Genomic DNA, 23,085 nt, shown 5'->3' with positions numbered 1-23,085 from the left:
CTTCGCCGGATGTGTTTATGAAAATTAAACAGGTCGAGTTTTCTTCGCTCATCCTGGGTCGGTATTACTATTTTAAGGGCGGAGCCCAACAAACTGCGGACGAAAAAAAACCGGCCACCAAGAGCCGGTTTTTTCATATCCCCCGCCAAAACCACACGGCGTGAGACCAGAATTCGATTGGAGCGGGTGAAGGGAACAGCACCCGGTCACCAACTCGTTTATTACGAACATTTTTTCCGATCCAGGCGTCACGGAATGGACTCGATTGTGGACTCAAGTCTTCGGCCTGGTCAACGCAGGCCGTTGCGGGTGATCCAAAGCGAGCCAAGCACATCCATCAACAGCCAGAGCATCGGATTTCATTCCGAAGTCTATCCGTCTACTGGCACACCACGCCACAGGCCGCAACGGACAGGCGAGCTACGGCCTCAACGAACCGGCTTATCATCGACCGGTGAGGCCTCGTCTTTCACTCGCGCGAGGAACCGCTTCATGGGCTCCGAGGGTTCGCCCCGGCGGCGCAGCAGGTAGGTAGAGAGCATCGGTGGGGTGCCGGTCAGGGGACGAATGGAGATGTCCGGGCGCTGTAGCGTCTGCACCTGCGAGGCGATGGCGAAGCCGATGCCGTAGCCGGCGCCGACCAGGGTCAGCATCACGCCCAGGCTGGTCACTTCATCGACCAGCTTGAGCGGCGTGCCTGCGTCCTGCAGCATCGCTTGAATCTGATGGCGGCAGCCCGATCCCGATTCGGGATGGCACAGAACCAGCGGGAACTTCAAGGCTTCGGCCAGCGGCACCTGGACGTGTGCCAGCAAGGGATGGCGTGCGGGCACGATCACCGACAGCGGATCGGTCCACACCGGCTCGGCGACGAGCCCATCATGCACCGCGTTCGACAACGCAAAGCCGATGTCCAGCAGATCGTTGTGCAGCATCTTGAGCTGCTGCACGAACGGCAACTCGAAGACGCGAATCTCCAGCTCGGGTTCATCCTCGCGGCTGCGTGCCAGCAAGGTAGCGATGCGGGGCTGCGCCAGGCTGTCGCAGATGGCGATGCGCAGATGGCCTTGGTAGCCCTGCGCCGCGGCCTTGGCGCTCTTGACTGCCTGCTCCACGGTAGCCTGCACGCGCCGGCATTCGCCGAGGAACACCTGGCCGGCCCAGGTCAGCCGCGTCAGGCGTGTGCTGCGGTCGAACAACTGTACACCGAGCTGGCTTTCCAGGTCGCGCATCGCACGCGACACAGGCGATTGCTCGATGCCCAGACGCTCGGCTGCACGGGCCAGATGCAGTTCTTCCGCAACTGCGACGAAGTAACGCAGCAATCTGAAATCCAAGGCCGCCTCCTGTCTGTCTTCTTCTGGTTCAGCCTATCGGACGCCAGCATCTCCTTCCGCATCCCGTCAGCACCTCCTTCGGTGGCATCGCGTCAAAGCCTCATGCCCGCACGGTGCGCCGGGCACGGCGCGCAGGCGCTCACGTGTGCTGGAGTCCGCGATCGGTGCAGCCGATGACGTCACGCCGGCGTCAGGGCGAGCATGCCGATGCAGTTGGGTGTCTTTCGGGTCACCCCGATCGCCTCCCAGATCGGTCACGAAGTCCGGTTCTAACACGCCCGGACTTCTGCGCAGCCGCCATCACCTGGGCGACGCGCCGGTAGGCCCGCTTGGCGGTCGCCGCGCATGAAGTCCTTGGGCTGCGGATGACGCTGCGCCGAAGCATGCAGCCACTGCGCGAGCTGCTCGTCGCTCATGCGTTCGTCTTTCCAGAACACGCTGCGGTCGGCAGTGATGGACAGGGTCGCCGAGTCGGGCTTGATCGACTTCACTCCACTCAGACAACACAATAATGACAATCTGGCAATTTTCCGATAAGGCAACACCGACGGGATAACCGGACTTGCTTGGACACTCGCCCTCCGTGGCCACGACAGAAGGTCGGACGGCGGCGACTGGCAAGCCTCTGTGACCGGCATCGCCGCCGGGAAGCGCTCATGCAGTTCCCTAAAGCCAGAGGAATGGACTCCACTTTCTGAGGAGAAGTCCATGAACTTACGCCATCTTCGCTGTTTCATCGCCGTGGCCGAGGAGTTGCACTTCGGCCGGGCGGCGCGGCGGCTGCATGTGGAGCATTCGCCCCTGTCGCGCACGATTCGCCAACTGGAGGCAGGCCTGGGCGTGATGCTGTTAGAGCGCACGCCGCGCGGCGTGCGCCTGACCCCGGCCGGCCAGGTGTTCCTGGAGGAATCCCGGCGCGTGCTGCTGACCCTTGAGCAAGCCCAGACCAAGGCGCGGGCGGTGGCAGCGGGACACCGGGACACCCTGCGCATCGCCTTGGCCGGCGGCGTCGGGCGGACCCGGCTGTCGGCGCTGCTCGCGCTGTGCCGGGAGGAGGCGCCGGAAGTGGGCATCCGGCTGTTCGAGGCGCCGCTGTCGCAGGTGGTGGGCGGGCTGGGCAACGACCTGTACGACGCGGCCTTTGCGATGGCCGGCGAGATGGCGGCCGGGATGGTCGCCAAGCCGGTGTGGCAAGACCCGCTGGTGGTGGCCATACCCGCGCGGCACCCCTTGCTGGCGCACAAGCGGGTGCCGCTGGACGAGGTGATGAGCTACCCGCTGGTGCTGTGCCACCCGCAGGTGTGTGAGGAGTGCAGCCGGCAATGCGAGCGCCTGCTGCGCCGGGTGGAGACACCGCCGGTCGTGGCCGAGTACGTGACGACCCACTCGCTGATGCTGGCCCTGGTGGCGGCCGGCTATGGCGTGGGATTTTCCAGCGCGGCGCACGTGGCGGCACGCCGGCAGGCGGACGTGATCGTCCGACCGTTGGATGAAGACTCGGCAGCGCTGACGACCTACCTGCTTCATCCCGAGGGCGCGATGTCGGAGCCGCTGCGCCACTTCATCGACCGTGCGCAGCGTGTCGGCCATACGCCGTTGGATACGCAACGGCTCGCATGAGGCTGCCTCAGGCGGGTTGACCGATTCCATTTTGGTCAAAGCGCCAGACCTGTTTTGTCATAGCGGGATTCCATTGCCGCGGTGCACTCAGGCCTTGCTCGCGCTTGTCGTTGGCATTCTGCGAGCAACTTCGCATGCCCAACGTGGCGCGTCACAGCGAAGACGCGAGGCGCAACAGTGCTTGCCATATGTGCATCGGCTCTGGCGTGTTGAGCTGATCGCGCTTTACTGGGCCTCTTTCCCTGCAAAGACTTTGGCCTGGTTATCCGGGTCAGGCATGGTGCCCGCGAATGACGCTGGTGACAGCGTGTTCGCGGCTTGCGAATTGTGAGTGATGGTGCCATGCGCAGCAAGGCGCGCATCTCGCAACGAAACCGGCAGCATCAACGATGCCACGGTCTTCGCCGCTTCGCCATCTGCTCGTTTCGCCCGGAGAGTCCACAGCCACACACGCCGCCTGTACGGCGGGTGCGCGTGCCTGGACTCGGTTCGATGACGAAAGGAGGCGCGCGATATGCCGAAGTCGAGCAGCCTGGCCGATGGCGCCAAGACCTACTACCGCCCGGTCGAGGCGGCAATCCGCTGGAGTGGATTGCTGCGCTTCGAGCGGCGCATCCTGGCGACCTTGGGAGGGCGGCCTCTGCCGGAGGCAACGGAGTTTCCGCGGTGGCCGATGCTGCGATTGAACACCGAAAGAATCTTCGATGCGCTGGCCCACGGCGAGATGCGGTATGGCAAGGAGGGCTTGGTGCGGGAGACGCAAAGCTTCGCGATGGACGACCCGTCGCTGACGGTGCGCCACGTCGATCTGAAAGCCTGGATGGCGCACCACTACCCCGGCGAGAGACCGGCGTTTCTGTTCGATGAGATCGAGCGTGCGCTTCACCCGGCGATCAGCCTGGACACCGTGGGCGCATTGCTGGCCGAGCGGGAAGCGATCAAGGCGCGGCTGGTGGAACACCTGGGCATGCACCAGACGCTGCGCGCCGAGCACGAGGCGCTGCTGAAAACGCACGCCGCCTGCGCGGCCGACGCGGGGCGTGCGAAAACGCTGGGGCCGCGCAGCGAATCGACCTACCTGAACATCGTGGGCGGATTACTGACGCTGCTGCTGGGCAAGTCGCCCAGCGGCACGCCGTATTCCAGCTTCCTGACGCAGGAGGCCATCATCAGCGCGATGGTGGCGCACCACGGCAACGCGATGGGCATCACCGAGCGCACCCTGCAGGCCAAGTTCGCACTGGCTCGACGCAATCTGCAGAGCACAACTTCCTGAGCGACACCAGACCGTATCTGCGGTCGCGGAAACCGCATTTGCGGTGTCTTTCCTCAACGCGGCGTTCTTAATTCGAGTCATGCCAATCAGCGCCACTGAGCGTTAAGGAGACCCTCATGTCTTCGCAGACCACCACCGCCACGGCGGCACCGACCGAACACCGCATCCTGCGCCGCGCCGAGGTCGAGGCCAGGACCGGCTTCAAGCGCGCGCACATCTACAGCCTGATGAAGGAAGGCAAGTTCCCCAGGGCGCTGCGTCTGGGCGTGCGCGCGGTGGGCTGGGACTCGGTGGAGATCGAACAGTGGATCGTCGATCGCCTCAAGGAACGCGCCTGACGCTTCTTCTCGGTTCATGCCATTAGACCAGGAGAAGCTCATGCAGGTGGTGTCCATCATTTCAACCAAGGGCGGCGTCGGCAAGACCACCACGGCGGCCAATCTGGGTGGCCTCATTGCCGATGCCGGGCTGCGCGTGCTGCTGCTGGACCTGGATGTGCAGCCCACGCTGTCGAGCTACTTCACGCTGGACGTGCGCGCGCCTGGCGGCATCTACGAGATGCTGACCTGCAACGAACGGCGCATCGAGCACCTGGTGTCGCGCACCGCGATCGCGGGCCTGGACCTGGTGCTCTCCAACGACGACCGCGGCGAACTGAACACGCTGCTGCTGCACGCAGCGGATGGGCGCCTGCGACTGCGCCATTTGCTTCCCGTTTTCCGCACGCACTACGACTTGCTGTTGATCGACACCCAGGGCGCGCGCAGCGTGCTGCTGGAGATGGCGGTGCTGGCGTCCGACCTGGCGCTGTCGCCGGTGACGCCGGAGATCCTCGCGGCGCGCGAGCTGCGGCGCGGCACGCTGCAACTGATCGAGGACATCGCGCCGTATCGGCACCTGGGCATCGAGCCACCGCCGCTGCGCCTGCTCATCAACCGCGTGCATCCGGTGTCGTCGAACGCGCGGCTGGTCCAGCAGGCGCTGCGACAGGTGTTCCAGGAACAGGCCGGCGTGCAGGTGCTGGACACCAACGTGCCAGCCATCGAAGCCTATCCGCGCGCTGCGACACGAGGATTGCCGGTGCATCGGGTGGAGTACCGGCAGCTGGCTGGGCGCACGGCGCCCGCGGCGCTGGACACCATGCGCGCGCTGGGCGGCGAGCTGTTCCCCGCGTGGCGGGAGCACTTAGCGCTGGTCACCGGCCGGGCCGATGCGGGAGGGGCTGGCCATGGCGAGCGTGCATGAACTGGCGCGCGGCCGTGAACGGCTGCGCGCGCTGATCGAGTTCGCGCTGGGCGAAGGCTGGCGCGTGGTGCGCACGTCCGGCGGGCACCTGAAATTCACGAAACCAGGCTGCGCGTCGATCTACACCAGCTCGACTGCAAGCGACCACCGTGCCGACCGCAATGCCCGCGCGCAACTTCGCCGCGCCGACCGGCAGGCGCAGGAGAACGGCCGTGGCTGAGCTGACGCCGCAGGACATGGCTGCCAAGCTGCTGGCCACCGGCTTCGAGCGCAGCGGCCCTGCGGTCGCGACCTTGAGCGACCCCATCGCCGACACGCCGATGGTGGTGACGTTGGACCAGTTGCGGCCCTACGACCACGACCCGCGCGTGACGCGCAACCCGGCCTATGCGGAGATCAAGGCGTCCATCCGCGAACGCGGGCTGGACGCGCCCCCCGCGATCACGCGCAGGCCGGGCGAGGCGCACTACATCATTCGCAACGGCGGCAACACGCGGCTGGCCATCCTGCGCGAGTTGTGGAGCGAGACCAAGGAGGAACGCTTCTTCCGCATCGTGTGCCTGTTCCGCCCGTGGCCGGCGCGCGGTGAAATCGTGGCGCTGACCGGGCACCTGGCCGAGAACGAGCTGCGCGGCGGGCTGACCTTCATCGAGCGTGCCTTGGGCATCGACAAGGCGCGCGAGTTCTACGAGCAGGAAAGCGGCCAGGCGCTGTCGCAAAGCGAACTCGCGCGGCGGCTGACTGCCGACGGCTATCCGGTGCCGCAGTCACACATCAGCCGCATGAACGATGCGGTGCGCTATCTGCTGCCGGCGATCCCGACGCTGTTGTACGGCGGATTGGGCCGGCATCAGGTGGACCGGCTCGCGGTGCTGCGCAAGGCGTGCGAGCGCACCTGGGAGCGGCGTGTGCTGGGCCGCACCGTGACCGTGGACTTCGCCACCTTGTTTCAGGACGTGCTGACGCAGTTCGACGCACAGCCGGACGACTTCTCGCCGCAGCGGGTGCAGGACGAGCTGGTCGGCCAGATGGCCGAGCTGCTGGAGGCGGACTACGACACGCTGGCGCTGGAGATCAACGACAGCGAAAGCCGCCAGCGTGCGCTGACCAGCGAACCGGCGGCACCGACGCCACCGGCATCGCCTGTCGTGCCTGCTGGTCCTCCCACGCCGGTCTCCGCGCCTCAGCAGCCACCCGCCTCGTCTGCGCCGCGCGACACCACGCCGGTCGCGCCTTCGGCGTCAGCAGCGACACCGCCTGCATCGCCCGAAGCGCCGGAGGACCAGCACGGGCAACGCGACGAGCGCCTGCAAGGGCACATCGTGACACCGGCACCGACCACCGAGCGCCTGCAGTCCATCCAGCGGATGGTCGCGGACCAGCTCGGCGACAAGCTGCCCGACTTCGAGGCCGATGCGCTGCGGGCGATCCCCGTACAGGCTGGCGGGCTCTTTCCCATCTCGGATGTCTGGTACATCGAGCCGGGACTGGACGCGCCGGATCGCCTGCGCGTGCACATCGCGCAGTTCGCGCGCGAAATCGGCGAGGAAGCGGCGGTTGCCGACCACATCGAGGCCAGCGCCGGCGGCATCGGCTTCGTCTGCGTGTCGCCGGCCGTGGGCCAGGCGAAGGCGCTGCCTGCGTTCGCGCGGGCGGTGCTGACCCTGCTGCATGTACTGAGCGTGGCGCCACCAGCCGCGAACGGATTGGACCGCGCGCGGCTGGCCGACGAGCTGGCGGCGCTGCTGCATGGCCACGGCGGCTCGGCCACACGCCTGAGCGATGCTGCGCTGGTGAAGCTGTTCCGTCTGCTGCGCCTGGCGCGCCGGTTGCTGGATCTGGAAGCCGGCGTAGCGAGCCAGGATTCCTGAGCGCAGGAGGCTCCCGTATGTCGGCACCGCACCCGCTCAATCAGGCCGTGATCGCCCAGGCCCTGCATGACCTGCGCAACGGCCAGTTGCGCCGCTGCAAGGCCATGGGCTTCGGCGAGGAGGAGCTGGATGCGCTGAAGCACCCCGAACTCGTGAGCATGCTGGTGAATGCCACGGTGTCGTGGTGTTCGGTGTCGGTGAACCGGGAAGTGTTGAAGCGGCTGCTGAGCCAGGTGCACGACGTGGAGCGGGAGATCGCCACGGTGGACCGCATGCTGCGCCTGGGGGCGAGCACGGAGATGGTCAGCAAGTTCTACGGCCTCACGCATCAGGAAGTGGCGCTGCGCCGCGACATCCTCGGGCTGCCCAAGCGCAAGGGCCGGCATCCGGTGCTCGACGAGGCGCAGGACGTGGCCTTGTGGGAGCGCTGGAAGGCCGGCGTCTCCGAGCGCCATATCGCCCTGACCGACGACATGGCGATGCTGGAGCTGACCATGGATCTGGCCGAGGCCATGACTCTGCCCATGTCGGTGCTCTGGTCGGCGATACGGAACTGGATCGACCAGGGGCTGGTGTAGGCCATGAGCACGGGTGGCGTACCACGGCGCGAAGGCCCCGTTGCGCTGTCCGCGCTCTTCGACGAGGCCCTGCAGCACCTGCAGCCGGCGCAGGGAACGGCGCCGGCCGCCGACGGTTTCCTCTACAGCGGCAACCGCCATGAGAGCGTGCCGCGCAGGCTGTTCCTCGACCGGCGCCTGACGCCGCTGGAGCGCAACGCCTGGCAGGTGTTCCGCCTGCAGCTCAACGACGACGGCGTGACCGCATTTCCCACCTACGACCAATTGCGCCCCTACCTGGCCTCGATGCCCTGCGCGGCGCAGGCATCGCACGAGACCGTGGCGCGCGCCCTGACGCTGCTGCGGCTGACGCGCTGGCTGAGCCTGGTGCGACGACGGCGCGACCCCAAGACCGGCCGCATCCAAGGCAACCTCTACGTGCTGCACGACGAACCGCTGTCGCCCTTCGAGGCGATGCAGCTCGATGCCGACTACCTCGGCCTGGTCAGCCAGGCGCTGACCCATGCCGCCAAGGCGGTGCAGATCGTGGGCATGAACACGCTCAAGGAAATTGCCGAAGACCCGCTGCTCAGCGGCCGCACGCTACCGACCCGCCTGCAGGTGCTGGCGCAGCGCATGACACGCCACGGCTTGGCGGCGGAGAGTTATCCACAGGAGGTCGCCGACTACGATTCCGAAGAAGGCCGAAATGCCTTTCTTCGGAATGCTGCGCGCCCGTCTTCGGAATCCGAAGCAGGGCCGGAACCCGCGCCGGACGGCTCTGTTGGGATTCCGAAGGAGGACCGTACAGTACGTAATGATCGTATAAATGAAGCACGTACAGTACCGTGCGCGAGGGCCTTGCAGAACCTGCGGCTGCCCGAGCGCTTCCTGCGCCTGAAGGACGAGCAGCAGGCGGGTGCGCTTGTGGCGCTGCAACAGGTGGACGAGGCGCAGCGCCAGGCGGTGCTCGACGAGTGGGCGGCGCGCTGTGGCGGCAGCACGGTGCGCAATCCGCCCGGCTACCTGTTCGGCATCATCCAGAAGGCGATCCGCGGAGAATTCCGTGCCTGGGCCGGGCAAGGCGATGCCCGCGCCATGTCCGGTCCGGCATCCGCTGTGTCAAAGGCCGCCGGTCCGGAGGTGGCACAGGCTCACATCACGCGCCTGCGCTCGCTGCTGGAGCGGCCATGAAGGCGGCACATTGCGCCATCCCCAAGGGATGGTTGCAACAGGAAGCCTTCCGATCAATACGGACCGGGCAAGGAAAAGCCTGCCGGACGCTTGCTGGCGTATTCATTTTTGCGTATGTTGAATACAACAACGGCAACAGGAGCCAGACATGCCCCGGACAACGACCACGACCATGACGGTTCGCCTCAGCGGACCGCTCAGCGATTTCGTCGCCGCCAACGTGGGCGAGCATGGCGACTACGAGAACGTCAGCGAATACATGCGCGACCTGGTCCGCCGCGACAAGGAACGCAAGGAGCAGGAAGCCTTCGACCGGCTGAAGGCCGAGCTAGCCCATGCCTTTGGCGCCCCGGAAACTTCGTATCGTCCCCTGACCGCCGCCGACGTGACCGCGCGCAACCAGGGCTGACGGTTGTGGCCAAGGTCCTGGTCCAGGAGGCGGCGTCCTGGCGGCTCGACGAGATCTACCGCTACACGCGCGATCGCTGGGGCACCGAGCAGGCCGATCGCTACATCGCCGGGCTGTTCGAGGCCTTCGACGGCATCGACACGCACCGGACATCGTCCAGGCCCGTCCCGGCCGAGTTCGGCATCGAAGGCTACTTCTTCCGCTACGAACGGCACTTCGTCTACTGGCGCCGGCTCTCGAATGGCGACATCGGCATCGTGACCATCCTGCACGAGCGGATGCACCAGATCGACCGATTCCGGGACGATTTCGGTTCATGACCGGACAGACCGACGGCGATCTCCTGGACCGCCAGCGCGAAGTCCAGCGCGTGCTCGGCCGTTGCATGCTCCGCCTCCAGCAATACGAGCGCCTGATCAAGACCATCGTGGCCCACCACGACCTTACGGGACCGGCCCACGCACTGGCGTCGACCCGCGCGGCGCGCATCGCCGATGCCGCAGGCAAGACGCTCGGCACCCTGGTCGGGCGGCTCTTGGGATCGTATGCCGTCATCGACGGAACCGACACATCCGCCGATTCGTTAGGCAACGCCCCGAAGACCTCATCTCGTTCAGCATGCGGATCCACCTGAGCCTGTCCGCGGAAGACTACGCCCAGACCCAGGACGGCCTGAGGGAATTGGTGTCGCTGCGCAACAATCTGGTGCACCACTTCATCGACCAGCACGACCTGTGGACTTTGGGCGGATGTCGTGAAGCGCACAAGGCGCTGGCCGCCGCCTACGCTCGCATCGACCAGCACTTCGAGCGCCTCCGGGGCTGGGCCGAACACATGGACCAGGCCAGGCGCCTGGCGGCAGAGTTTGTTCAGCCCGATACCTTCCGTGACCTGGTGATCCATGACATCGCCCCGGCTGACTCGGTGGATTGGCCGGCGGCAGGCATCGTCCGCGCCCTGCGCGAGGCCTCGGTCGAACTGGCCGTGGAAGGCTGGACACCCGTTGCCAGCGCAGGACGATGGATCACACAACGGTATCCCGAGCAGCAGCCTGCCAGGTACGGCTGTGCCGGTTGGCGGCAGGTGCTTGCACGAGTCGCGCCTGTTCGAACCGCGCCTGTTCGAACTGAGCTACCGTGACGTGGACGGGCAGCGTGCCGCCTGGTACAGGGCTCGCGCCCACTGTCGAAGTCGTGGTGCCGCATCGGCGGCTTTCCCCGTCCTGCTGTCATCTCATCAGGCTATCCCTATCCCCAGGGGATAGCCGGTACAGCCAGCCTTCCGGCAGCGAACAAACCGGGCGCACGCCGATTGCGGTTTGTTGACTGACAGCCTTCCGGCCGATGCCGATGCTGGCGACTCGCCCCTTCACCGCGAGTCGCTCTCATGGCCAACGAACGCATAGAACCCCTGCAACTGAATCTCGGATCGCTGCGCAGCGCGATGTCGCTGACGCTGCACACGCACCACGCTTCGCGCATCTGGCACGGCCGTGCGCCGACCGAGGGGCGCCCCGGCATCATCGGTCTCAACGGCTTCATCGGCGCCATGAACAAGATGAAGCGCGGCGCCGAGCAGGACGACCCGTACTCGGACTGGTGGATGTTGCGGATCGAGGACAAGCTCGCCGACACCAAGACCCGCTTGCAGACCCTGCGCGAACAGGTGGATCAGGCCTTGGCCGACGTGCCAGCGGCGCTGTCCCTGGGCGAGAACATGAACGTGCAGCCGGTGAAGCTGCCGCTGTTCGTGAACGCCCAGCTCGGTTTCATGGCGGTGTATCTGCTGGCCGACTACGACGACCTGGCACGCAAGCTCATCCTGGCGCACCACACGGCGCTGATCGACCGCAGCACCTTGGAGCGCTGGCTCAATGATGGTGCGCACGCGCTGCGCAGCCTGTTCTCGCTGGCCCAGCAGTACCGCTACTCGGGCACCACGCGCGACGACTTCGCGGCGAAGAACGCGGCGGCGCGAGCGGCGCTGGAGAAGTTCGGCGAGTTGCCGCAGGACGTGCTGGAAGGCACGCGCCGCTCGCGCTTCGCGCCACCGATCGCGCGGCGGACGACCAAGCCCGGCACGCCGCCTGCAGCGCCCGCCATCGAGCTCGATGCGCCGGCTCACACGGATGGCACAGCCGATGGTGCGGCGGGCGATGAGGCTGCGGGCGCATGACAGCATCGATCCCCATTAGCCACTCCACGCGCTTCGTGGCGCTGGAACAGGCGGACTTCCAGCGGCTGGAACACGCAGGCTACCTAAAAGGCCTTTTACAGCCTTTTAAGGGTAAGGGGAGTCTGGAGACCTGGGCCAGCCAGTGCGCAGCGCTGCGCGACGACGTGATTGGCCTGGCGCAGCGGCGCGTGCTGCCCCAGGCGCGCGCCTACCCATTCAGTCTGCTCGACGTGCAACTGGCCCAGCAGGCCACTGGCGCAGGGACGACCTTCCTGCGCTGGCGCAACCTCGACCGTTCCTCCATGGGCGTGGCGTTGTGGGAGGCCCTGCTGGCCAACCCCGCGACGCCGGCCTCGCTGATCGACGAGCTGTACGCGATCGAACTGCAGCGCATCGTGCTGAACATGCAGATCAGCCTGACCCACAGCATCGCCCGCCAAGCCCTGGAATGCGCCAACAAGGCCGCCCAGGCCGAAGCGGCTTACCTGCGGCGCGTCCACGGGCATACCGCGTCCGTTCCACCCACCACCAAGGAGTCACCATGAGCACGCACTTCGTCGGCGAGGGCAACATCGGTTCTGCGCCGGACTACCGCGAATTTCCGAACGGCAACGACGAGCCACGCCGGCTGCTTCGCCTGAACGTCTACTTCGACAACCCGATCCCGAAGAAGGACGGCGAGTACGAAGATCGCGGCGGCTTCTGGGCACCCGTGGAGCTGTGGCACCGCGACGCCGAGCACTGGAAGACGCTGTACCAGAAAGGCATGCGGGTGCTGGTCGAGGGCCGCACCGTGCGCGACGAATGGGAGGACGCCGACGAGAACGAGCGCGTGACGTTCAAGGTCGAGGCGCGGCGCGTGGGCATCCTGCCGTACCGCATCGAGTCGGTGGCGCTCAGCGCCAAGCCCGCCGGCGGACAGTAATTCGCCCATCGCCGTTCCCCCGAGGGCGGCTGTAGCAACCGTCATACGCCCGCGATGCACCAGCGAGCTATCCCCAGGGGATAGCTCCAAGGTCGTCCACAGAGTTCCAGCCGCCCTCCCGAAACGACGCTCTTGCTGTGGCAGCTCCTGCGATCTATGCACACCGCTGCGGCAACGGACCGCCTGCCGATCACAAAGCGGTGTCTGCATCAATCGATTTCCTTGCTGCCGGCATCTCCTGGCCCCGCCAAGCTGACGCCCATCCGATGAACCGCACATTTCCAAGGAGGCTTCATGCGCGTGTTCCTGTGCGAGAAGCCGTCCCAGGGCAAGGACATCGCCCGTGTGCTGGGCGCCAGCCAACGCGGCAACGGCTGCTACAGCGGCGCGGGTGTCGTCGTGACTTGGTGCATCGGTCATCTGGTGGAGGCGGTTCCGCCCGAAGGGTACGGCGAGCAGTACAAGCGCTGGGCCATCGAGCAACTGCCCATTCTTCCTGAGCGTTGGCGTGTCGAGCCCAAGGCGGCGACCGCAGCGCAATTCAAGGTCGTGCAGCAGCTCGTCGCCAAGGCGGGCGAGCTGGTGATAGCGACCGACGCCGACCGCGAGGGCGAGATGATCGCCCGCGAGATCATCGACCTGTGCGGCTACCGCGGGCCGATTCAGCGCCTGTGGCTGTCGGCGCTCAACGATGCGTCGATCCGCAAAGCGCTGGGTGCGCTCAAGCCGTCCGCCGAGACGCTGCCGCTGTATTTCTCCGCACTCGCCCGATCGCGCGCCGACTGGCTGATCGGGATGAACTTGAGCCGCTTGTTCACACTGCTGGGGCGTCAGGCCGGCTATACGGGCGTGCTGTCGGTGGGGCGCGTGCAGACGCCGACGCTGAAGTTGGTCGTGGATCGTGATCGCGAGATCGCGCGATTCGTCTCCATGCCGTATTGGGCCGTGGATGTGCTGCTATCCCATGCCGGCCAATCCTTCACCGCGAGCTGGATACCGCCCGAAGGCAGCACGGATGCAGCGGGTCGCTGCCTTCAGCAGCCGGTGGCGCAGCAGGCTGCGGATCGCATTCGCGCGGCACGCGATGCGCAGGTCGTGTCGGTGGACACCGAGCGCGTGCGCGAGGCACCGCCGCTGCCATTCGATCTGGGCACCTTGCAGGAAGTGTGTTCGCGTCAGCTCGGCCTCGATGTGCAGGAGACGCTGGACATCGCGCAGGCGCTGTACGAGACGCACAAGGCGACGACCTATCCGCGCAGCGACTCGGGATATCTGCCCGAAAGCATGCTCGCGGAAGTGCTGGCGGTGCTCGATGCACTGCTCGCCACCGATCCCAGCCTGCGGCCCTTGATCGGCCAGCTCGACCGCAACCAGCGTTCGCGCGCCTGGAACGACGGCAAGGTGTCGGCTCACCACGGCATCATCCCGACGCTGGAGCCCGCCAACCTGTCGGCCATGAACGAGAAGGAACTGGCTGTCTACCGGCTGATCCGCGCCCATTACCTCGCGCAGTTCCTCCCGCACCATGAGTTCGACCGGACGGTGGCGCAGTTCTCGTGCGGCAGTCAGTCGCTGGCGGCCGTGGGCAAGCAGATCGCCGTCATCGGCTGGCGTGAGGTGCTGGCGACGCCGGGGCCGGACGATGCCGATGGCGAGGATGCGCAGCGCAGCCAGGTGCTGCCCGCCCTGCATGCGGGCCTGTCCTGCCCGGTCGGAAAGGTGGATCTCAAGGCGCTGAAGACGCTGCCGCCCAAACCCTACACGCAGGGCGAGCTGATCAAGGCCATGAAGACCGTCGCCAAGTTCGTGACCGACCCGCGCCTGAAACAGAAGCTGCGAGATACCACCGGCATCGGCACCGAGGCGACACGCGCCAACATCATCAACGGTCTGATCGGTCGCGGCTACCTGGTCAAGAAAGGCCGTGCCGTCCGCGCTTCCGACGCGGCGTTCACGCTCATCGACGCGGTGCCCTCGGCCATCGCCGACCCCGGCACTACGGCGGTGTGGGAGCAGGCGCTGGACATGATCGAGGCCGGCCAGATGGCGTTGGACACCTTTATCGAGAAGCAGTCCGTGTGGGTTGGTCAGCTCGTGCAGCAGTACCGCGGCGCGACGCTCTCGCTCAAGCTGCCGCCGGCGCCAGCCTGCCCGCAGTGCGGCGCACCGATGCAGCAGCGCACGGGCAAGAGCGGCGCGTTCTGGTCCTGCTCGCGCTACCCGGACTGCAAGGGCACGTTGCCGATAGAGTCCCCGACGGGCCGACGCAGCGCACCGCGCAAGCGGCGCGCTGCCTCCAAGGCGTCCTGATCCTCGCTTCCCCCTGCCGCGCCGGCCACTTCACTGGCGGCGAGGCAAACGTCCCGCACCGCGCGGGACTCCAAAGCGCGCGTCTCCTTCTGCAACGGTGTGCGCGCCCCGTCTGCCCGCCATCGGGCGACGGGGCGAGAAGGTCATTGCTCCACGAATCGCGCCCGCCGCCATTCCCTTGATCGGTGTGCCTTGCCTCGGTCATGAGGGGCTTCCTGACGCCTTGCCGCCGCGCGAGCCATGAGGAGGCCCCTTGGGCCGAGGGTATTCCGTGCCGGTGCCCGCCGGCGGAACAACGGGCTCCCTTTGTGTGTGGATGCACGCCAGAGGTTTCCGGCCCCAGCCACGAAACGGGCCGGGTGCGATTGCTGACGCAGCGAACGGCTTTGACGACGGCCCGCGCTGACGCAGCCCACAGGTGGTTTTCCTTCCTCTCCAGCCGAAGGCCCGCGTGGCCTTCGGCGCCCTGGTCCTTGCCTTGTCCCGTGACGCGGGCCTGCCCTAAAGCGGGCCGTCCGCGATTCGGTTTTCCCTGCGACGGCAGCCATGCCTCGCGCCCATCCTCACGCCATGCGTTGCTGACAGTCGTCAGCGGCATGCCCTGGCAGTCCCGGTCTTCAAGACTGCAACGCGGTTCGCCGCGTTGACCGATCCAGTCCGCTTCGCATCGCCCACCGCGGACGCTCGCCGGCCTGGCGACGATGCACTTTTCTCAACCACCCGAGGGGAACCCCATCCCCTGCGGGATGCGTGCTCCCCGACCCACCAAGGAGCACGGCATGTCTGAACCTTCCGCATCTTCCTCTGCAACCGCAGTGCGCAGTGGTGCGCTGGCGCTGGCCTGGACCGGCAAGCGTTTGCCGCTACAGGTGCTGCGCAGCGCGGCCGGCCACTACATCGGCACGCAAGACGACGAAGGCCCGGTATCGCGGGAGTCCGTCGAGTATTTCCCGAACCACCTCGCAGCACAGCGCGCCCTGGATACCCATGCCTGGACACAGCGCGCTCACCCCTAATTCCCACCCTTCAAGGAGTTCTCTCATGAATCTGTCTTTACCCGAAGACGTGCTCGATCAGATGGCGCTGGAACAGGCGCACTTCGACGCTGCACCGCAGGCCTTCTTCGAGGCCTGGAAGCGCGGCGCGCAGATCGCCGGCCACGAGTGGTTCGGCGACGGCACACGCGAAGGTCTGCAGCATGCCACCACCAAGTGGGACCTGCGGCCCAACATGCTGATGCTCAACGACATTCATTGGAGCGCCGTCGCCGGATGCGCAACTCCTTCGAGGGCGGAGAAAGGCACAGGCCAGACTGTCAAGTTTGAACCGCCAGAGATCATCGCAGCATTTTCAACACTTCATGTGCGACTTCCTCCGATGAGGCAGGGTTCTGGCCGGTAACAAGATTTCCGTCCACTACAGCAAAGGGGAGCCAGTCGGGTCCTTTGGAATAGTCACCGCCGTGTTTTTTCAACTCGTCCTCTACCAGGAATGGCACGACATTAGTCAATTGGACTGCGGCCTCTTCGCTATTGGAGAAACCGGTCACCCGTTTGCCTTGGACTATCGGGCTCCCATCCGGTTTGCGGGCATACCGCAACACGCCAGGCGCATGACAGACCGCGGAAACCGGTTTGCCGGCGGCATACATTGCCTCGATCAGCGCGACCGAGTCGGCATCCCCAGACAGGTCCCACAGCGGCCCGTGCCCACCGGGATAGAAAACTGCGTCGTACTCATCCGCTCTGATGGCTGAAAGCCTCGAGGTGTTGGCAAGGGCCGCCTGTGTTTCTTTGTCCTGCTTGAAACGAGCGGTTGCTGCAGTTTGAAAGTCCGGCTCTTCGCTCTTCGGGTCGAGTGGGGGGTGCCCACCTTTCGGGGAGGCTAGCGTGATTTCCGCGCCAGCATCCTTGAGGACATAATAGGGTGCTGCAAACTCCTCCAACCAGAAGCCTGTTTTCTTGCCGGTGTCACCCAACGTGTCATGGGACGTCAATACGATCAATATCTTCATGATTTCCCTCATTGTTAAAATGTGGCCTCTCGCTAAGTGCGCAAGACGCGTATCCGGTAATGATCAAATGGATACTTTTAGTTAACGGATACATTTCTACGGTGAGCGAGTCTGAATCTACACAGACAGGTTTGTCTTTGTGGGCATGGCTGTGGGCGCAAACTGTCGCGCCCACAGCCGTGTCCAACCATATTTTTCCTCTACATCGCCACAGGTCTAACTTGCGGGGCTTCGCCCTCACAGAAGGCGTGCTCTGAAATCCGTCAGCTAACCAGCCCCTCGGCTTTCAACGTTGCGTGCACGGCCGGCCGAGCGGCAACGCGGCTGACATAGCTGGTCAGCACTGGCCAAGGTGAAAGATCAACCGCTGCCCACTGCCCCCAGCCTAGGACGGTAAACAGATAGGCGTCAGCTGACGTGAAGGTGTCACCCATCAGATACTGTTTGCCGTCGAGTTTCTTTGACACGTAGTCAAAACGCCGGGCAAGCAGGTCTTTCATCTGCGTTTTCCATTCCTCCGGCGCGTTCGGGTTGAATAGCGGGGCAAACGCTTTGTGCAGCTCGGTGGAAATGAAGTTGAGCCACTCCTGCAGCCGGTAACGCTCCATCGTGTCAGCGGGCGGCGTGAGTTTCTTCTCCGGCACGCGGTCGGCCAGGTACTGGATGATGGCCGACCCTTCGGTCAGCACCTCACCGTCCTTCAGCACCAATGCTGGCACGTAGCCATTCGGGTTGATGGCGGTGTAATCGCCACCGCTTTCGGTCTTCTTGGTGGCGAGGTCGACCTTTTCCGTCTCGAAGGAAAATCCCCCCTCATTGAGGACGATATGAGGGGACAGGGAACAGGCTCCCGGGCTGTAGTAAAGCTTCATCGTTGCTTCTCCTTTGGGTCATGCTACAAATTGCAGCCCTACGCGGGGCCGCCGCAAACTGCCACGCGGCGCTGGTTTCTCCGGTGACAAGCCGAGTCACTACTCGGCAATAAAAAAACTCACCAGGCGATTGAAGGTCGCGGCATGCTGGTTTTCGTCCAATGGCCGCAGTGACCGAAGACATACTACGGGACGCGATCAATCAGCTCAAACAGGCGATAAGAACTCGAGAGGAGAATCACGCGATCCTCTCGCCCCTGGGCAATCAAGGTCTCCTTGCTGTTGAATGTCCGACTCGTCACTCGCCAGCATGTCCATCCCGCGTTGGCGCGGCGGCGGGAACATGCTCGCAAACGCTTCCTGGTAGAGATGCCCACCTCATGGCTCCGGCGGGCACGGTCGTCGGTCACCAGCGCGCTGCTCAAGTTCTCCAGAAATACGACTGCCAATACTCGCCTGCGCGGCAGGCGCACCCTATCGCTACCCCAAGAGCCGTATTCAAGGCCGGATCAGCATCTTCATGGCACCATCCGCCCTGGGCGTGCTGAGCAGCGGTCAACGCATGTTCCTGTCCGCGATGGTGAGCTTCTACAACTCCCGCGAGGGCGGCGCGATGCTCAAGCGTTGCGGCTTCGAGGGGCTGTCCGACTTCGGCGGCCTCGATCTGGAACGGCGCCAGGTCATCGCTGACCTCACGCTGCACTACAACGGCTGGTGAGCCGCGCCTGGCAACCCACCGTCCTTTCACCCCACCCCACGAGGGACATGCGTCCCCGTTCGGGGCCATGTCCCTCCTTCCTTTCGCAGGAGCGGCCATGTCCCGAATCACCATCTTCCACTGACCTGCACCGCCCGCCACCAGGGCGGCCCGACGCCGCGGCCGGCTGACCGGTTGCCACTTCATCCACTCGCTGGGGTTCAATCCCCGGCAGGGGATTGCCTCGGCCATCCTCTGCTGGAGGAATCCCATGTCTCATTCCAAAAACCCCTTCGTCCGCGGCTACGATGGCCTGTCCGTGCAGCGGCTGCTGGCGATTTCCTACGACGACGACTGCCCGCTGAGCTATCTGCCGCTGCACGTCTCGCAGTCGCACCTGCCGGACAGCGAGGTCGAGCGCCATGCCTGCGTCTTCTGCGACGACTTCGCGCTGATCACCGAGGGCCAGGACGTGCCGCCCGAGCTGGACGCGCAGTGCCCCAGCCACGGTCTCGCCCGAAACCTCGTCTACGCCGTCATGGCCGAAGAAGCCGGCCAACCGCTGCACGTCGCCGATACCTACTCCGAGGAAGCCGCGCGCGAGGTGGTGCGGCGCCTGCGCTTCGAGACCGGCTTCTACAGCCGTGCCTGGGAAATCAGTTCGGCGCACATCACCGAAGAGGCCGGCCGCTATCTGGCCAACCTGGCCGACATCGCCACGCCGAGCGGTTTTCTGTTCGTCGCCTTCCGCATCCCGTACAGCCCCGCGATCGGCGTGAAGTTGATCGCCACCCCCTGGACGGATGCGAACCTGCAGCATGTCGAGGGCATCACCGCCGAAGAGCTGCGGCAGGAGCACCGGGCCAAGGGCGTGCCGGAGTCCTTCGTGGAAGTGTTGCACCTGGCTGCGCTCGCTGACGTTCGCATGTTGGTGTTCGATGCCGACGCGCCCGTGCTGGACGGGCTGACGCTCTACGACGACGAGTAACCCGCAACCCATTCGAGCCCCACGTCGGGGCTCTTCTTTTTCGCGGAACGCGGTGCCGGCGCATTGCCGATTCCCAACGGACGGCCGCCGCCATGTGCCGCACGCTGGCCGCATGTTCGCTGGCGTTGCCGGCAGCATGCCCAGGTAGTCGAGACCTTCAAGACTGCGGCGCGGTTCGCCGTGCTGGTTGTTTCGTTCTCCGGGCGCATCCGCGTCCATCCACCTCACCCTCAAGGGACAGACCTCCCTTGCGGGCGGGAGTCCCTTGGTTGCCACAAGGAGTCTCCCCATGGATACCCAAGCCATCCGTGCACAGATGCCAACGCTTGTCGTCGGTCATGTGCCTTCCAACGTCCGTTCGTTCAAGTTCAACATCTTCGACGGCCAGCCCAAGGTTTCGACGCTGGGCTTTCACATCGACCCGAAGCCTTTCGAGGGCAAGGTCATCGCCACCACCGACGAGGCTATCGTCGTCAAGACGGGGCGAGCCGAGTTCGCGGTGCTCGATCGCACGCTCGTGACCCAAGTGCCCGACGAGGGCGCCAAGGTGCAGGTCGAACCCTATGTCAGACGCCGCTTCGACGGTCGGCGGGCGGACACGCCCGAGGAGCACACCGAGTTCACGGGCGACGGCCAGCCCTACACGGTGAAGCGGTTCGTGCTCGGGTCCGCACCGGCGAAGCTGCCGATCCCCGAGCCGCGCTGCCCCGACCTGCAGGAACTGATCGACCAACTGGAGCAGTTGCCCGCTCCCGACGGCTTCCGGCGCATCACCCACATGCTGGTGGACGCCGGTGCTCGGGACATCACCTGGGTCGATCCGCTGCCCGCCGACATCATCCGCACGCCACCGGCCATCGGCTTCACCGTCGCCACGATGAAGTTCCAGGGTCACGTCACCGTGCTGTATGAGCGTGGCCTCGACCTCTACGCGGTGGAGCTGCGCCGCGACGGCGAGCTGATTGAACGGGTCGATGAGGTGTTCTTCGACACCCTCGGCGAGACGCTGGAACGGCTGATCGACGACGGGAGCTGGCGCCGCATCCGAGTGCAGTGCCTGTTGTCGGGTCGCAAGGCTGTCCGGCACTGATCTCCCAGCAGCTTCCCGCCTTCGCGGCGGGAAGCCTCTCTTCCTGCATCCCTGGAGATCACACCCATGACTGTTCGATTCAAAGGCACGGAGCTGCGGCCCGTGCTCGCCGAAGCGGTGGCGAATCAATGCCGCGTCATCCTGGTCAAGGATCAGGGCGTGTACTTCCTGGCCGAGCGCGGCGAGCGCCGACCCGATGGTCGCCAGAAGACCATCGCCTATGCCGCCGGCTGCAACCCGGATGTCGATGCGTTCGATGACTGGTGGGAGCTGGCGCGCGCCGAGTTCGGCGGCGATGACTTTGGCGAGTTCTTCGATCCGCAGGAGGGCGTGTTTGCGCGCATCCTGCACAGCGAGGACGACCTCGACGTGTCCGCCACCACGACACACCTGTCGCTGCAGGCGGTTCCTCCGCCCAGCGGTAACTGACCGCCCATCCCTGGCCCCCGCTCCGGGGGCTTCTTTCTTCCCGGCAATGCGGACAGCCGCGAGTGCCGATTGCCGCTCGCATGCGCGCCGTCCTGGCGCCACGCTTCCGGCCATGTTCCGCTGACGTCCGTCAGCGACATGCCCAGGCAGCCACGATCTTCAAGGCTGCGATGCGGTTCCGACCGCGTTGATCACTCCAGTTCGCACCGGCATCCATGCGCGAACGGCCATCGGTTTTCGATGGCGATGCCACCAAGCTGTTCCATCAACCCACGCGGGGGTTCCACACCTTCCCCGCCTTGGGTCGGGTGTGTCTCCGCCTCTTTGTTCCCAGGAGATTCACCATGACCACTTCCAACGAAAAGTCCTACTTCGATCTGCACATCACCGGCCTCGGGTACCTCAATCGCATCCGCGAAGTGAAGCCCAAGAAAGGCGATGCGTTCCTGGCCTGCGACATCGCGGCTCTGAACGGTCCCAGCGATGACGTCTCGTATGTGCGTTTCGACACGCGCGTATCGGGTTCGGAAGCGCAGCACCTGGTGCGCCGCTGCATTCAGGCCGTCGACGCCGAGAAGAAGGTGATGATCGGCTTCCGCTTGGGCGACCTGTGGACCGACACCTTCACCTACTCCAAGGGCAAGCGTGCCGGCGAGCAGGGGGTGAGCCTCAAGGCCCGCCTGCTGTTCGTCAGTTGGATCAAGGTCGACGGCAAGCTCGTCTACAAGGCCGAACCCAAGCCGACCGAGACCGACGAGCGGGACCCGGAAGTCCCTGTGACGTCCGACGCGCCCGCCGCGCAGCAAGCCTCGGCACCGGAGCCTTCCAAGCCCCTCGCCGATGCTGCCGACGACGCTGCCGATGCCCCCGCATTGGCCGTTGCCGAGTCGTTCTGATCCGCAAGGCCCAATCCCCGGGGCCTTGTCTTCTCTTCGTCCCAGGAGACCTTCATGATCACCATCCCCGGCCAACTGGCCATCAAGACCATCCACGGCAGGAACGGCGACTTCAACGTCGGCCGCCTGGCGACCTCGATCGGCGAGTTCGTCGTGAAGAACGCCGAGCTCGATCAGTACCGCGAGGGCAAGTACGACGGTGATTTCGTCATCGTCGAGATTCGCCCCTCCACGTACAACGCCAACGGCCGCATGGTCATCGAGATCCGCGCCCATCTGGGCGGGATGACGCTGTCCAACATCGACGCCCTGAGCCGCGACGAAGCCCGCCGGCTGAGTCCGCAGGAAGTCGATCCGATCGACGAGGAAGCGCAGGCGCCCGTGCCGGCAACGCCCCCGGCCAAGCCGAAGGCGAAGCCGCGCAGTCCGCGCGATCCCCTGGTCGATACCACGCCGTTCGGCAGCGAACCGGCTCCCGTGTCCGCTGCGGCCTCGGCCGAGGCAGACGACGCGGCGCTGTTCGGTGCCTTGTGGCCCCTGGGCGAGACCGTGAAGCTCGATGCGACCGTGGATCGTCGTGTGCTGCGTCAGCAGCGAGACCGTCTCGACAAGCTGGGCTACGAGTTCGCTCCGTTGTCCCAGGACTGGCACCTCAAAGCTGCCTGATCCATCCGCCGCCTTGCGCGGCATACCGCCACCCGCCGGGGTTCTCCCCCGACGGGGAGGGCTCCGGCCTTTTCTTCAAGGAGACCCTCATGGGCTGGACCTTCGTTCGTCAGACGCGCGATCAGTTGATCCGCGAGCTGATCGCTCCGCAGGCGTCCGAACGCGCTTGCTGCGAAGTCATCGACCACACGCTGGACGGCGACGTTCTGTGGACCGTGGTTCGCGTCACCGCCAGGCAGGCGGGCGTCATGGGCCTCACGGCCGGTGAGTCCGTCTGCTACATCGGCTGCCACCTGCTGGAAAGCTCGGGCGGCGATTGGGGCTACAAGTCCCTCGATGAGTCCGTGCATCCCTACTACTACTCGTGCCCGCTGCGCTATCTCGACATGGCGCCGGTGCAAAGCCCCGAGTGGCGCGAGCGGGTTCACCGCTTCCACGCGGGCCGCGCTGTCTAGCGGAACGCATCTTCCTTCACCCAACCGGGGCGAGCATGGCCCCGCGGGCTGTGGTTGCT

At 65.5% G+C, this 23,085-nt stretch carries 28 protein-coding genes and 2 pseudogenes; 26 read left to right on the top strand and 4 right to left on the bottom strand.

Annotated features, from left to right (window positions below):
- Positions 1-17 precede the first annotated feature (17 nt).
- Positions 18-164, top strand: a complete 147-nt coding sequence (locus HQ912_RS21515; RefSeq protein ID WP_173407269.1) for a hypothetical protein — start codon at positions 18-20, stop codon at positions 162-164.
- Between the two features lie 264 nt (positions 165-428).
- Here HQ912_RS21515 and HQ912_RS21510 read toward each other — a convergent pair whose 3' ends face one another.
- On the bottom strand, positions 429-1,337 hold the full coding sequence (locus HQ912_RS21510; RefSeq protein WP_003451128.1) for a LysR family transcriptional regulator: 909 nt from the start codon (positions 1,335-1,337) through the stop codon (positions 429-431).
- Between the two features lie 269 nt (positions 1,338-1,606).
- Complete coding sequence (locus HQ912_RS21505; RefSeq protein ID WP_009401140.1) at positions 1,607-1,828, bottom strand: ExbD/TolR family protein; 222 nt, start codon at positions 1,826-1,828, stop codon at positions 1,607-1,609.
- 217 nt (positions 1,829-2,045) lie between these two features.
- Between HQ912_RS21505 and HQ912_RS21500 the strand changes: the two genes are divergently transcribed.
- From HQ912_RS21500 to HQ912_RS21420, 18 genes and pseudogenes are all read left to right on the top strand, one after another.
- Entirely contained in the window at positions 2,046-2,957 is a 912-nt protein-coding gene (locus HQ912_RS21500) for a LysR family transcriptional regulator (protein WP_173407268.1), read from the top strand.
- 514 nt (positions 2,958-3,471) lie between these two features.
- Positions 3,472-4,233 carry an ATP-binding protein gene (locus HQ912_RS21495; RefSeq protein ID WP_141123777.1) on the top strand — a complete coding sequence of 254 codons (762 nt, stop codon included), beginning with the start codon at positions 3,472-3,474 and terminating at the stop codon, positions 4,231-4,233.
- A gap of 116 nt (positions 4,234-4,349) precedes the next feature.
- Positions 4,350-4,571, top strand: coding sequence for an AlpA family transcriptional regulator (locus HQ912_RS21490; RefSeq protein WP_064481747.1), 222 nt, complete (start codon positions 4,350-4,352; stop codon positions 4,569-4,571).
- Between the two features lie 40 nt (positions 4,572-4,611).
- Positions 4,612-5,478 (top strand): ParA family protein, encoded by an 867-nt coding sequence (locus HQ912_RS21485; protein ID WP_141123753.1) that lies wholly within the window; start codon positions 4,612-4,614, stop codon positions 5,476-5,478.
- Positions 5,462-5,698: a type II toxin-antitoxin system HicA family toxin gene (locus tag HQ912_RS21480; RefSeq protein ID WP_141123754.1), complete on the top strand. Its 237-nt coding sequence runs from the start codon at positions 5,462-5,464 to the stop codon at positions 5,696-5,698. Before HQ912_RS21485 ends, HQ912_RS21480 begins: the two co-directional genes overlap by 17 nt.
- Positions 5,691-7,349, top strand: coding sequence for a ParB family protein (locus HQ912_RS21475; RefSeq protein WP_155679002.1), 1,659 nt, complete (start codon positions 5,691-5,693; stop codon positions 7,347-7,349). Before HQ912_RS21480 ends, HQ912_RS21475 begins: the two co-directional genes overlap by 8 nt.
- Before the next feature lie 17 nt (positions 7,350-7,366).
- Entirely contained in the window at positions 7,367-7,927 is a 561-nt protein-coding gene (locus tag HQ912_RS21470) for a DUF2857 domain-containing protein (RefSeq protein WP_003294161.1), read from the top strand.
- 3 nt (positions 7,928-7,930) lie between these two features.
- Complete coding sequence (locus tag HQ912_RS21465) at positions 7,931-9,100, top strand: STY4528 family pathogenicity island replication protein (RefSeq protein WP_003294159.1); 1,170 nt, start codon at positions 7,931-7,933, stop codon at positions 9,098-9,100.
- Between the two features lie 148 nt (positions 9,101-9,248).
- Positions 9,249-9,509 (top strand): type II toxin-antitoxin system ParD family antitoxin, encoded by a 261-nt coding sequence (locus HQ912_RS21460; RefSeq protein WP_003451164.1) that lies wholly within the window; start codon positions 9,249-9,251, stop codon positions 9,507-9,509.
- 5 nt (positions 9,510-9,514) lie between these two features.
- Positions 9,515-9,829 (top strand): type II toxin-antitoxin system RelE/ParE family toxin, encoded by a 315-nt coding sequence (locus HQ912_RS21455; protein WP_003294157.1) that lies wholly within the window; start codon positions 9,515-9,517, stop codon positions 9,827-9,829.
- A complete protein-coding gene (locus HQ912_RS27925) occupies positions 9,826-10,143 on the top strand; it encodes a hypothetical protein (protein WP_226925002.1) in 318 nt (105 codons plus the stop codon). The genes HQ912_RS21455 and HQ912_RS27925 overlap by 4 nt, the downstream gene beginning before the upstream one ends.
- Complete coding sequence (locus HQ912_RS27920) at positions 10,128-10,649, top strand: OST-HTH/LOTUS domain-containing protein (protein ID WP_226925003.1); 522 nt, start codon at positions 10,128-10,130, stop codon at positions 10,647-10,649. Before HQ912_RS27925 ends, HQ912_RS27920 begins: the two co-directional genes overlap by 16 nt.
- Positions 10,650-10,895: 246 nt before the next feature.
- On the top strand, positions 10,896-11,684 hold the full coding sequence (locus tag HQ912_RS21445; protein WP_173407267.1) for a PFL_4669 family integrating conjugative element protein: 789 nt from the start codon (positions 10,896-10,898) through the stop codon (positions 11,682-11,684).
- Complete coding sequence (locus HQ912_RS21440) at positions 11,681-12,229, top strand: DUF3158 family protein (protein WP_012584773.1); 549 nt, start codon at positions 11,681-11,683, stop codon at positions 12,227-12,229. Before HQ912_RS21445 ends, HQ912_RS21440 begins: the two co-directional genes overlap by 4 nt.
- Positions 12,226-12,609, top strand: coding sequence for a single-stranded DNA-binding protein (locus tag HQ912_RS21435; protein ID WP_004362284.1), 384 nt, complete (start codon positions 12,226-12,228; stop codon positions 12,607-12,609). The genes HQ912_RS21440 and HQ912_RS21435 overlap by 4 nt, the downstream gene beginning before the upstream one ends.
- Before the next feature lie 294 nt (positions 12,610-12,903).
- Positions 12,904-14,919 carry a DNA topoisomerase III gene (locus HQ912_RS21430; protein WP_173407266.1) on the top strand — a complete coding sequence of 672 codons (2,016 nt, stop codon included), beginning with the start codon at positions 12,904-12,906 and terminating at the stop codon, positions 14,917-14,919.
- A 779-nt stretch (positions 14,920-15,698) separates the two neighbouring features.
- Positions 15,699-15,935 (top strand): hypothetical protein, encoded by a 237-nt coding sequence (locus tag HQ912_RS21425; protein WP_013982118.1) that lies wholly within the window; start codon positions 15,699-15,701, stop codon positions 15,933-15,935.
- Between the two features lie 25 nt (positions 15,936-15,960).
- Positions 15,961-16,167 (top strand): annotated as a pseudogene (locus tag HQ912_RS21420) (hypothetical protein); the annotation flags it as partial.
- Positions 16,168-16,255: 88 nt separating this feature from the next.
- On the opposite strand, the gene HQ912_RS21415 reads toward HQ912_RS21420, so the two are convergent.
- The gene (locus HQ912_RS21415; protein WP_003292072.1) at positions 16,256-16,933 is read right to left on the bottom strand and encodes a type 1 glutamine amidotransferase domain-containing protein; all 678 of its coding nucleotides are present in this window, start codon (positions 16,931-16,933) and stop codon (positions 16,256-16,258) included.
- Positions 16,934-17,196: 263 nt separating this feature from the next.
- Entirely contained in the window at positions 17,197-17,805 is a 609-nt protein-coding gene (gene gstA / locus HQ912_RS21410) for a glutathione transferase GstA (RefSeq protein ID WP_003292074.1), read from the bottom strand.
- A 529-nt stretch (positions 17,806-18,334) separates the two neighbouring features.
- Here gstA and HQ912_RS21405 point away from each other — a divergent pair.
- From HQ912_RS21405 to HQ912_RS21375, 7 genes and pseudogenes are all read left to right on the top strand, one after another.
- Positions 18,335-18,523, top strand: a pseudogene (locus tag HQ912_RS21405) (hypothetical protein); the annotation flags it as partial.
- A 250-nt stretch (positions 18,524-18,773) separates the two neighbouring features.
- Positions 18,774-19,490, top strand: coding sequence for a hypothetical protein (locus tag HQ912_RS21400; protein WP_003294150.1), 717 nt, complete (start codon positions 18,774-18,776; stop codon positions 19,488-19,490).
- Positions 19,491-19,779: 289 nt separating this feature from the next.
- Positions 19,780-20,580 carry a hypothetical protein gene (locus HQ912_RS21395; protein ID WP_003294149.1) on the top strand — a complete coding sequence of 267 codons (801 nt, stop codon included), beginning with the start codon at positions 19,780-19,782 and terminating at the stop codon, positions 20,578-20,580.
- Between the two features lie 66 nt (positions 20,581-20,646).
- Positions 20,647-21,009 carry a DUF3085 domain-containing protein gene (locus HQ912_RS21390; protein ID WP_003294147.1) on the top strand — a complete coding sequence of 121 codons (363 nt, stop codon included), beginning with the start codon at positions 20,647-20,649 and terminating at the stop codon, positions 21,007-21,009.
- Between the two features lie 344 nt (positions 21,010-21,353).
- Entirely contained in the window at positions 21,354-21,905 is a 552-nt protein-coding gene (locus tag HQ912_RS21385; RefSeq protein WP_024162449.1) for an STY4534 family ICE replication protein, read from the top strand.
- Between the two features lie 54 nt (positions 21,906-21,959).
- Positions 21,960-22,571 (top strand): DUF3275 family protein, encoded by a 612-nt coding sequence (locus tag HQ912_RS21380; RefSeq protein ID WP_003294141.1) that lies wholly within the window; start codon positions 21,960-21,962, stop codon positions 22,569-22,571.
- Between the two features lie 89 nt (positions 22,572-22,660).
- A complete protein-coding gene (locus HQ912_RS21375) occupies positions 22,661-23,026 on the top strand; it encodes a hypothetical protein (RefSeq protein ID WP_003294139.1) in 366 nt (121 codons plus the stop codon).
- The last annotated feature ends 59 nt before the right edge of the window (positions 23,027-23,085 follow it).

The organism is Pseudomonas sp. MPDS (assembly GCF_013283895.1).
Taxonomy (GTDB): Bacteria; Pseudomonadota; Gammaproteobacteria; order Pseudomonadales; family Pseudomonadaceae; genus Aquipseudomonas; species Aquipseudomonas rhizophila.
This window is presented reverse-complemented; position numbering and strand designations above follow the sequence as displayed.

Coding starts and splice junctions, on each gene's coding strand:
- HQ912_RS21515 (WP_173407269.1), top strand. CDS start 18: ATGAAAATTAAACAGGTCGAGTTTTCTTCGCTCATCCTGGGTCGGTAT.
- HQ912_RS21500 (WP_173407268.1), top strand. CDS start 2,046: ATGAACTTACGCCATCTTCGCTGTTTCATCGCCGTGGCCGAGGAGTTG.
- HQ912_RS21495 (WP_141123777.1), top strand. CDS start 3,472: ATGCCGAAGTCGAGCAGCCTGGCCGATGGCGCCAAGACCTACTACCGC.
- HQ912_RS21490 (WP_064481747.1), top strand. CDS start 4,350: ATGTCTTCGCAGACCACCACCGCCACGGCGGCACCGACCGAACACCGC.
- HQ912_RS21485 (WP_141123753.1), top strand. CDS start 4,612: ATGCAGGTGGTGTCCATCATTTCAACCAAGGGCGGCGTCGGCAAGACC.
- HQ912_RS21480 (WP_141123754.1), top strand. CDS start 5,462: ATGGCGAGCGTGCATGAACTGGCGCGCGGCCGTGAACGGCTGCGCGCG.
- HQ912_RS21470 (WP_003294161.1), top strand. CDS start 7,367: ATGTCGGCACCGCACCCGCTCAATCAGGCCGTGATCGCCCAGGCCCTG.
- HQ912_RS21465 (WP_003294159.1), top strand. CDS start 7,931: ATGAGCACGGGTGGCGTACCACGGCGCGAAGGCCCCGTTGCGCTGTCC.
- HQ912_RS21460 (WP_003451164.1), top strand. CDS start 9,249: ATGCCCCGGACAACGACCACGACCATGACGGTTCGCCTCAGCGGACCG.
- HQ912_RS27925 (WP_226925002.1), top strand. CDS start 9,826: ATGACCGGACAGACCGACGGCGATCTCCTGGACCGCCAGCGCGAAGTC.
- HQ912_RS27920 (WP_226925003.1), top strand. CDS start 10,128: ATGCGGATCCACCTGAGCCTGTCCGCGGAAGACTACGCCCAGACCCAG.
- HQ912_RS21445 (WP_173407267.1), top strand. CDS start 10,896: ATGGCCAACGAACGCATAGAACCCCTGCAACTGAATCTCGGATCGCTG.
- HQ912_RS21440 (WP_012584773.1), top strand. CDS start 11,681: ATGACAGCATCGATCCCCATTAGCCACTCCACGCGCTTCGTGGCGCTG.
- HQ912_RS21435 (WP_004362284.1), top strand. CDS start 12,226: ATGAGCACGCACTTCGTCGGCGAGGGCAACATCGGTTCTGCGCCGGAC.
- HQ912_RS21430 (WP_173407266.1), top strand. CDS start 12,904: ATGCGCGTGTTCCTGTGCGAGAAGCCGTCCCAGGGCAAGGACATCGCC.
- HQ912_RS21425 (WP_013982118.1), top strand. CDS start 15,699: ATGTCTGAACCTTCCGCATCTTCCTCTGCAACCGCAGTGCGCAGTGGT.
- HQ912_RS21415 (WP_003292072.1), bottom strand. CDS start 16,933: ATGAAGATATTGATCGTATTGACGTCCCATGACACGTTGGGTGACACC.
- gstA (WP_003292074.1), bottom strand. CDS start 17,805: ATGAAGCTTTACTACAGCCCGGGAGCCTGTTCCCTGTCCCCTCATATC.
- HQ912_RS21400 (WP_003294150.1), top strand. CDS start 18,774: ATGTCTCATTCCAAAAACCCCTTCGTCCGCGGCTACGATGGCCTGTCC.
- HQ912_RS21395 (WP_003294149.1), top strand. CDS start 19,780: ATGGATACCCAAGCCATCCGTGCACAGATGCCAACGCTTGTCGTCGGT.
- HQ912_RS21390 (WP_003294147.1), top strand. CDS start 20,647: ATGACTGTTCGATTCAAAGGCACGGAGCTGCGGCCCGTGCTCGCCGAA.
- HQ912_RS21385 (WP_024162449.1), top strand. CDS start 21,354: ATGACCACTTCCAACGAAAAGTCCTACTTCGATCTGCACATCACCGGC.
- HQ912_RS21380 (WP_003294141.1), top strand. CDS start 21,960: ATGATCACCATCCCCGGCCAACTGGCCATCAAGACCATCCACGGCAGG.
- HQ912_RS21375 (WP_003294139.1), top strand. CDS start 22,661: ATGGGCTGGACCTTCGTTCGTCAGACGCGCGATCAGTTGATCCGCGAG.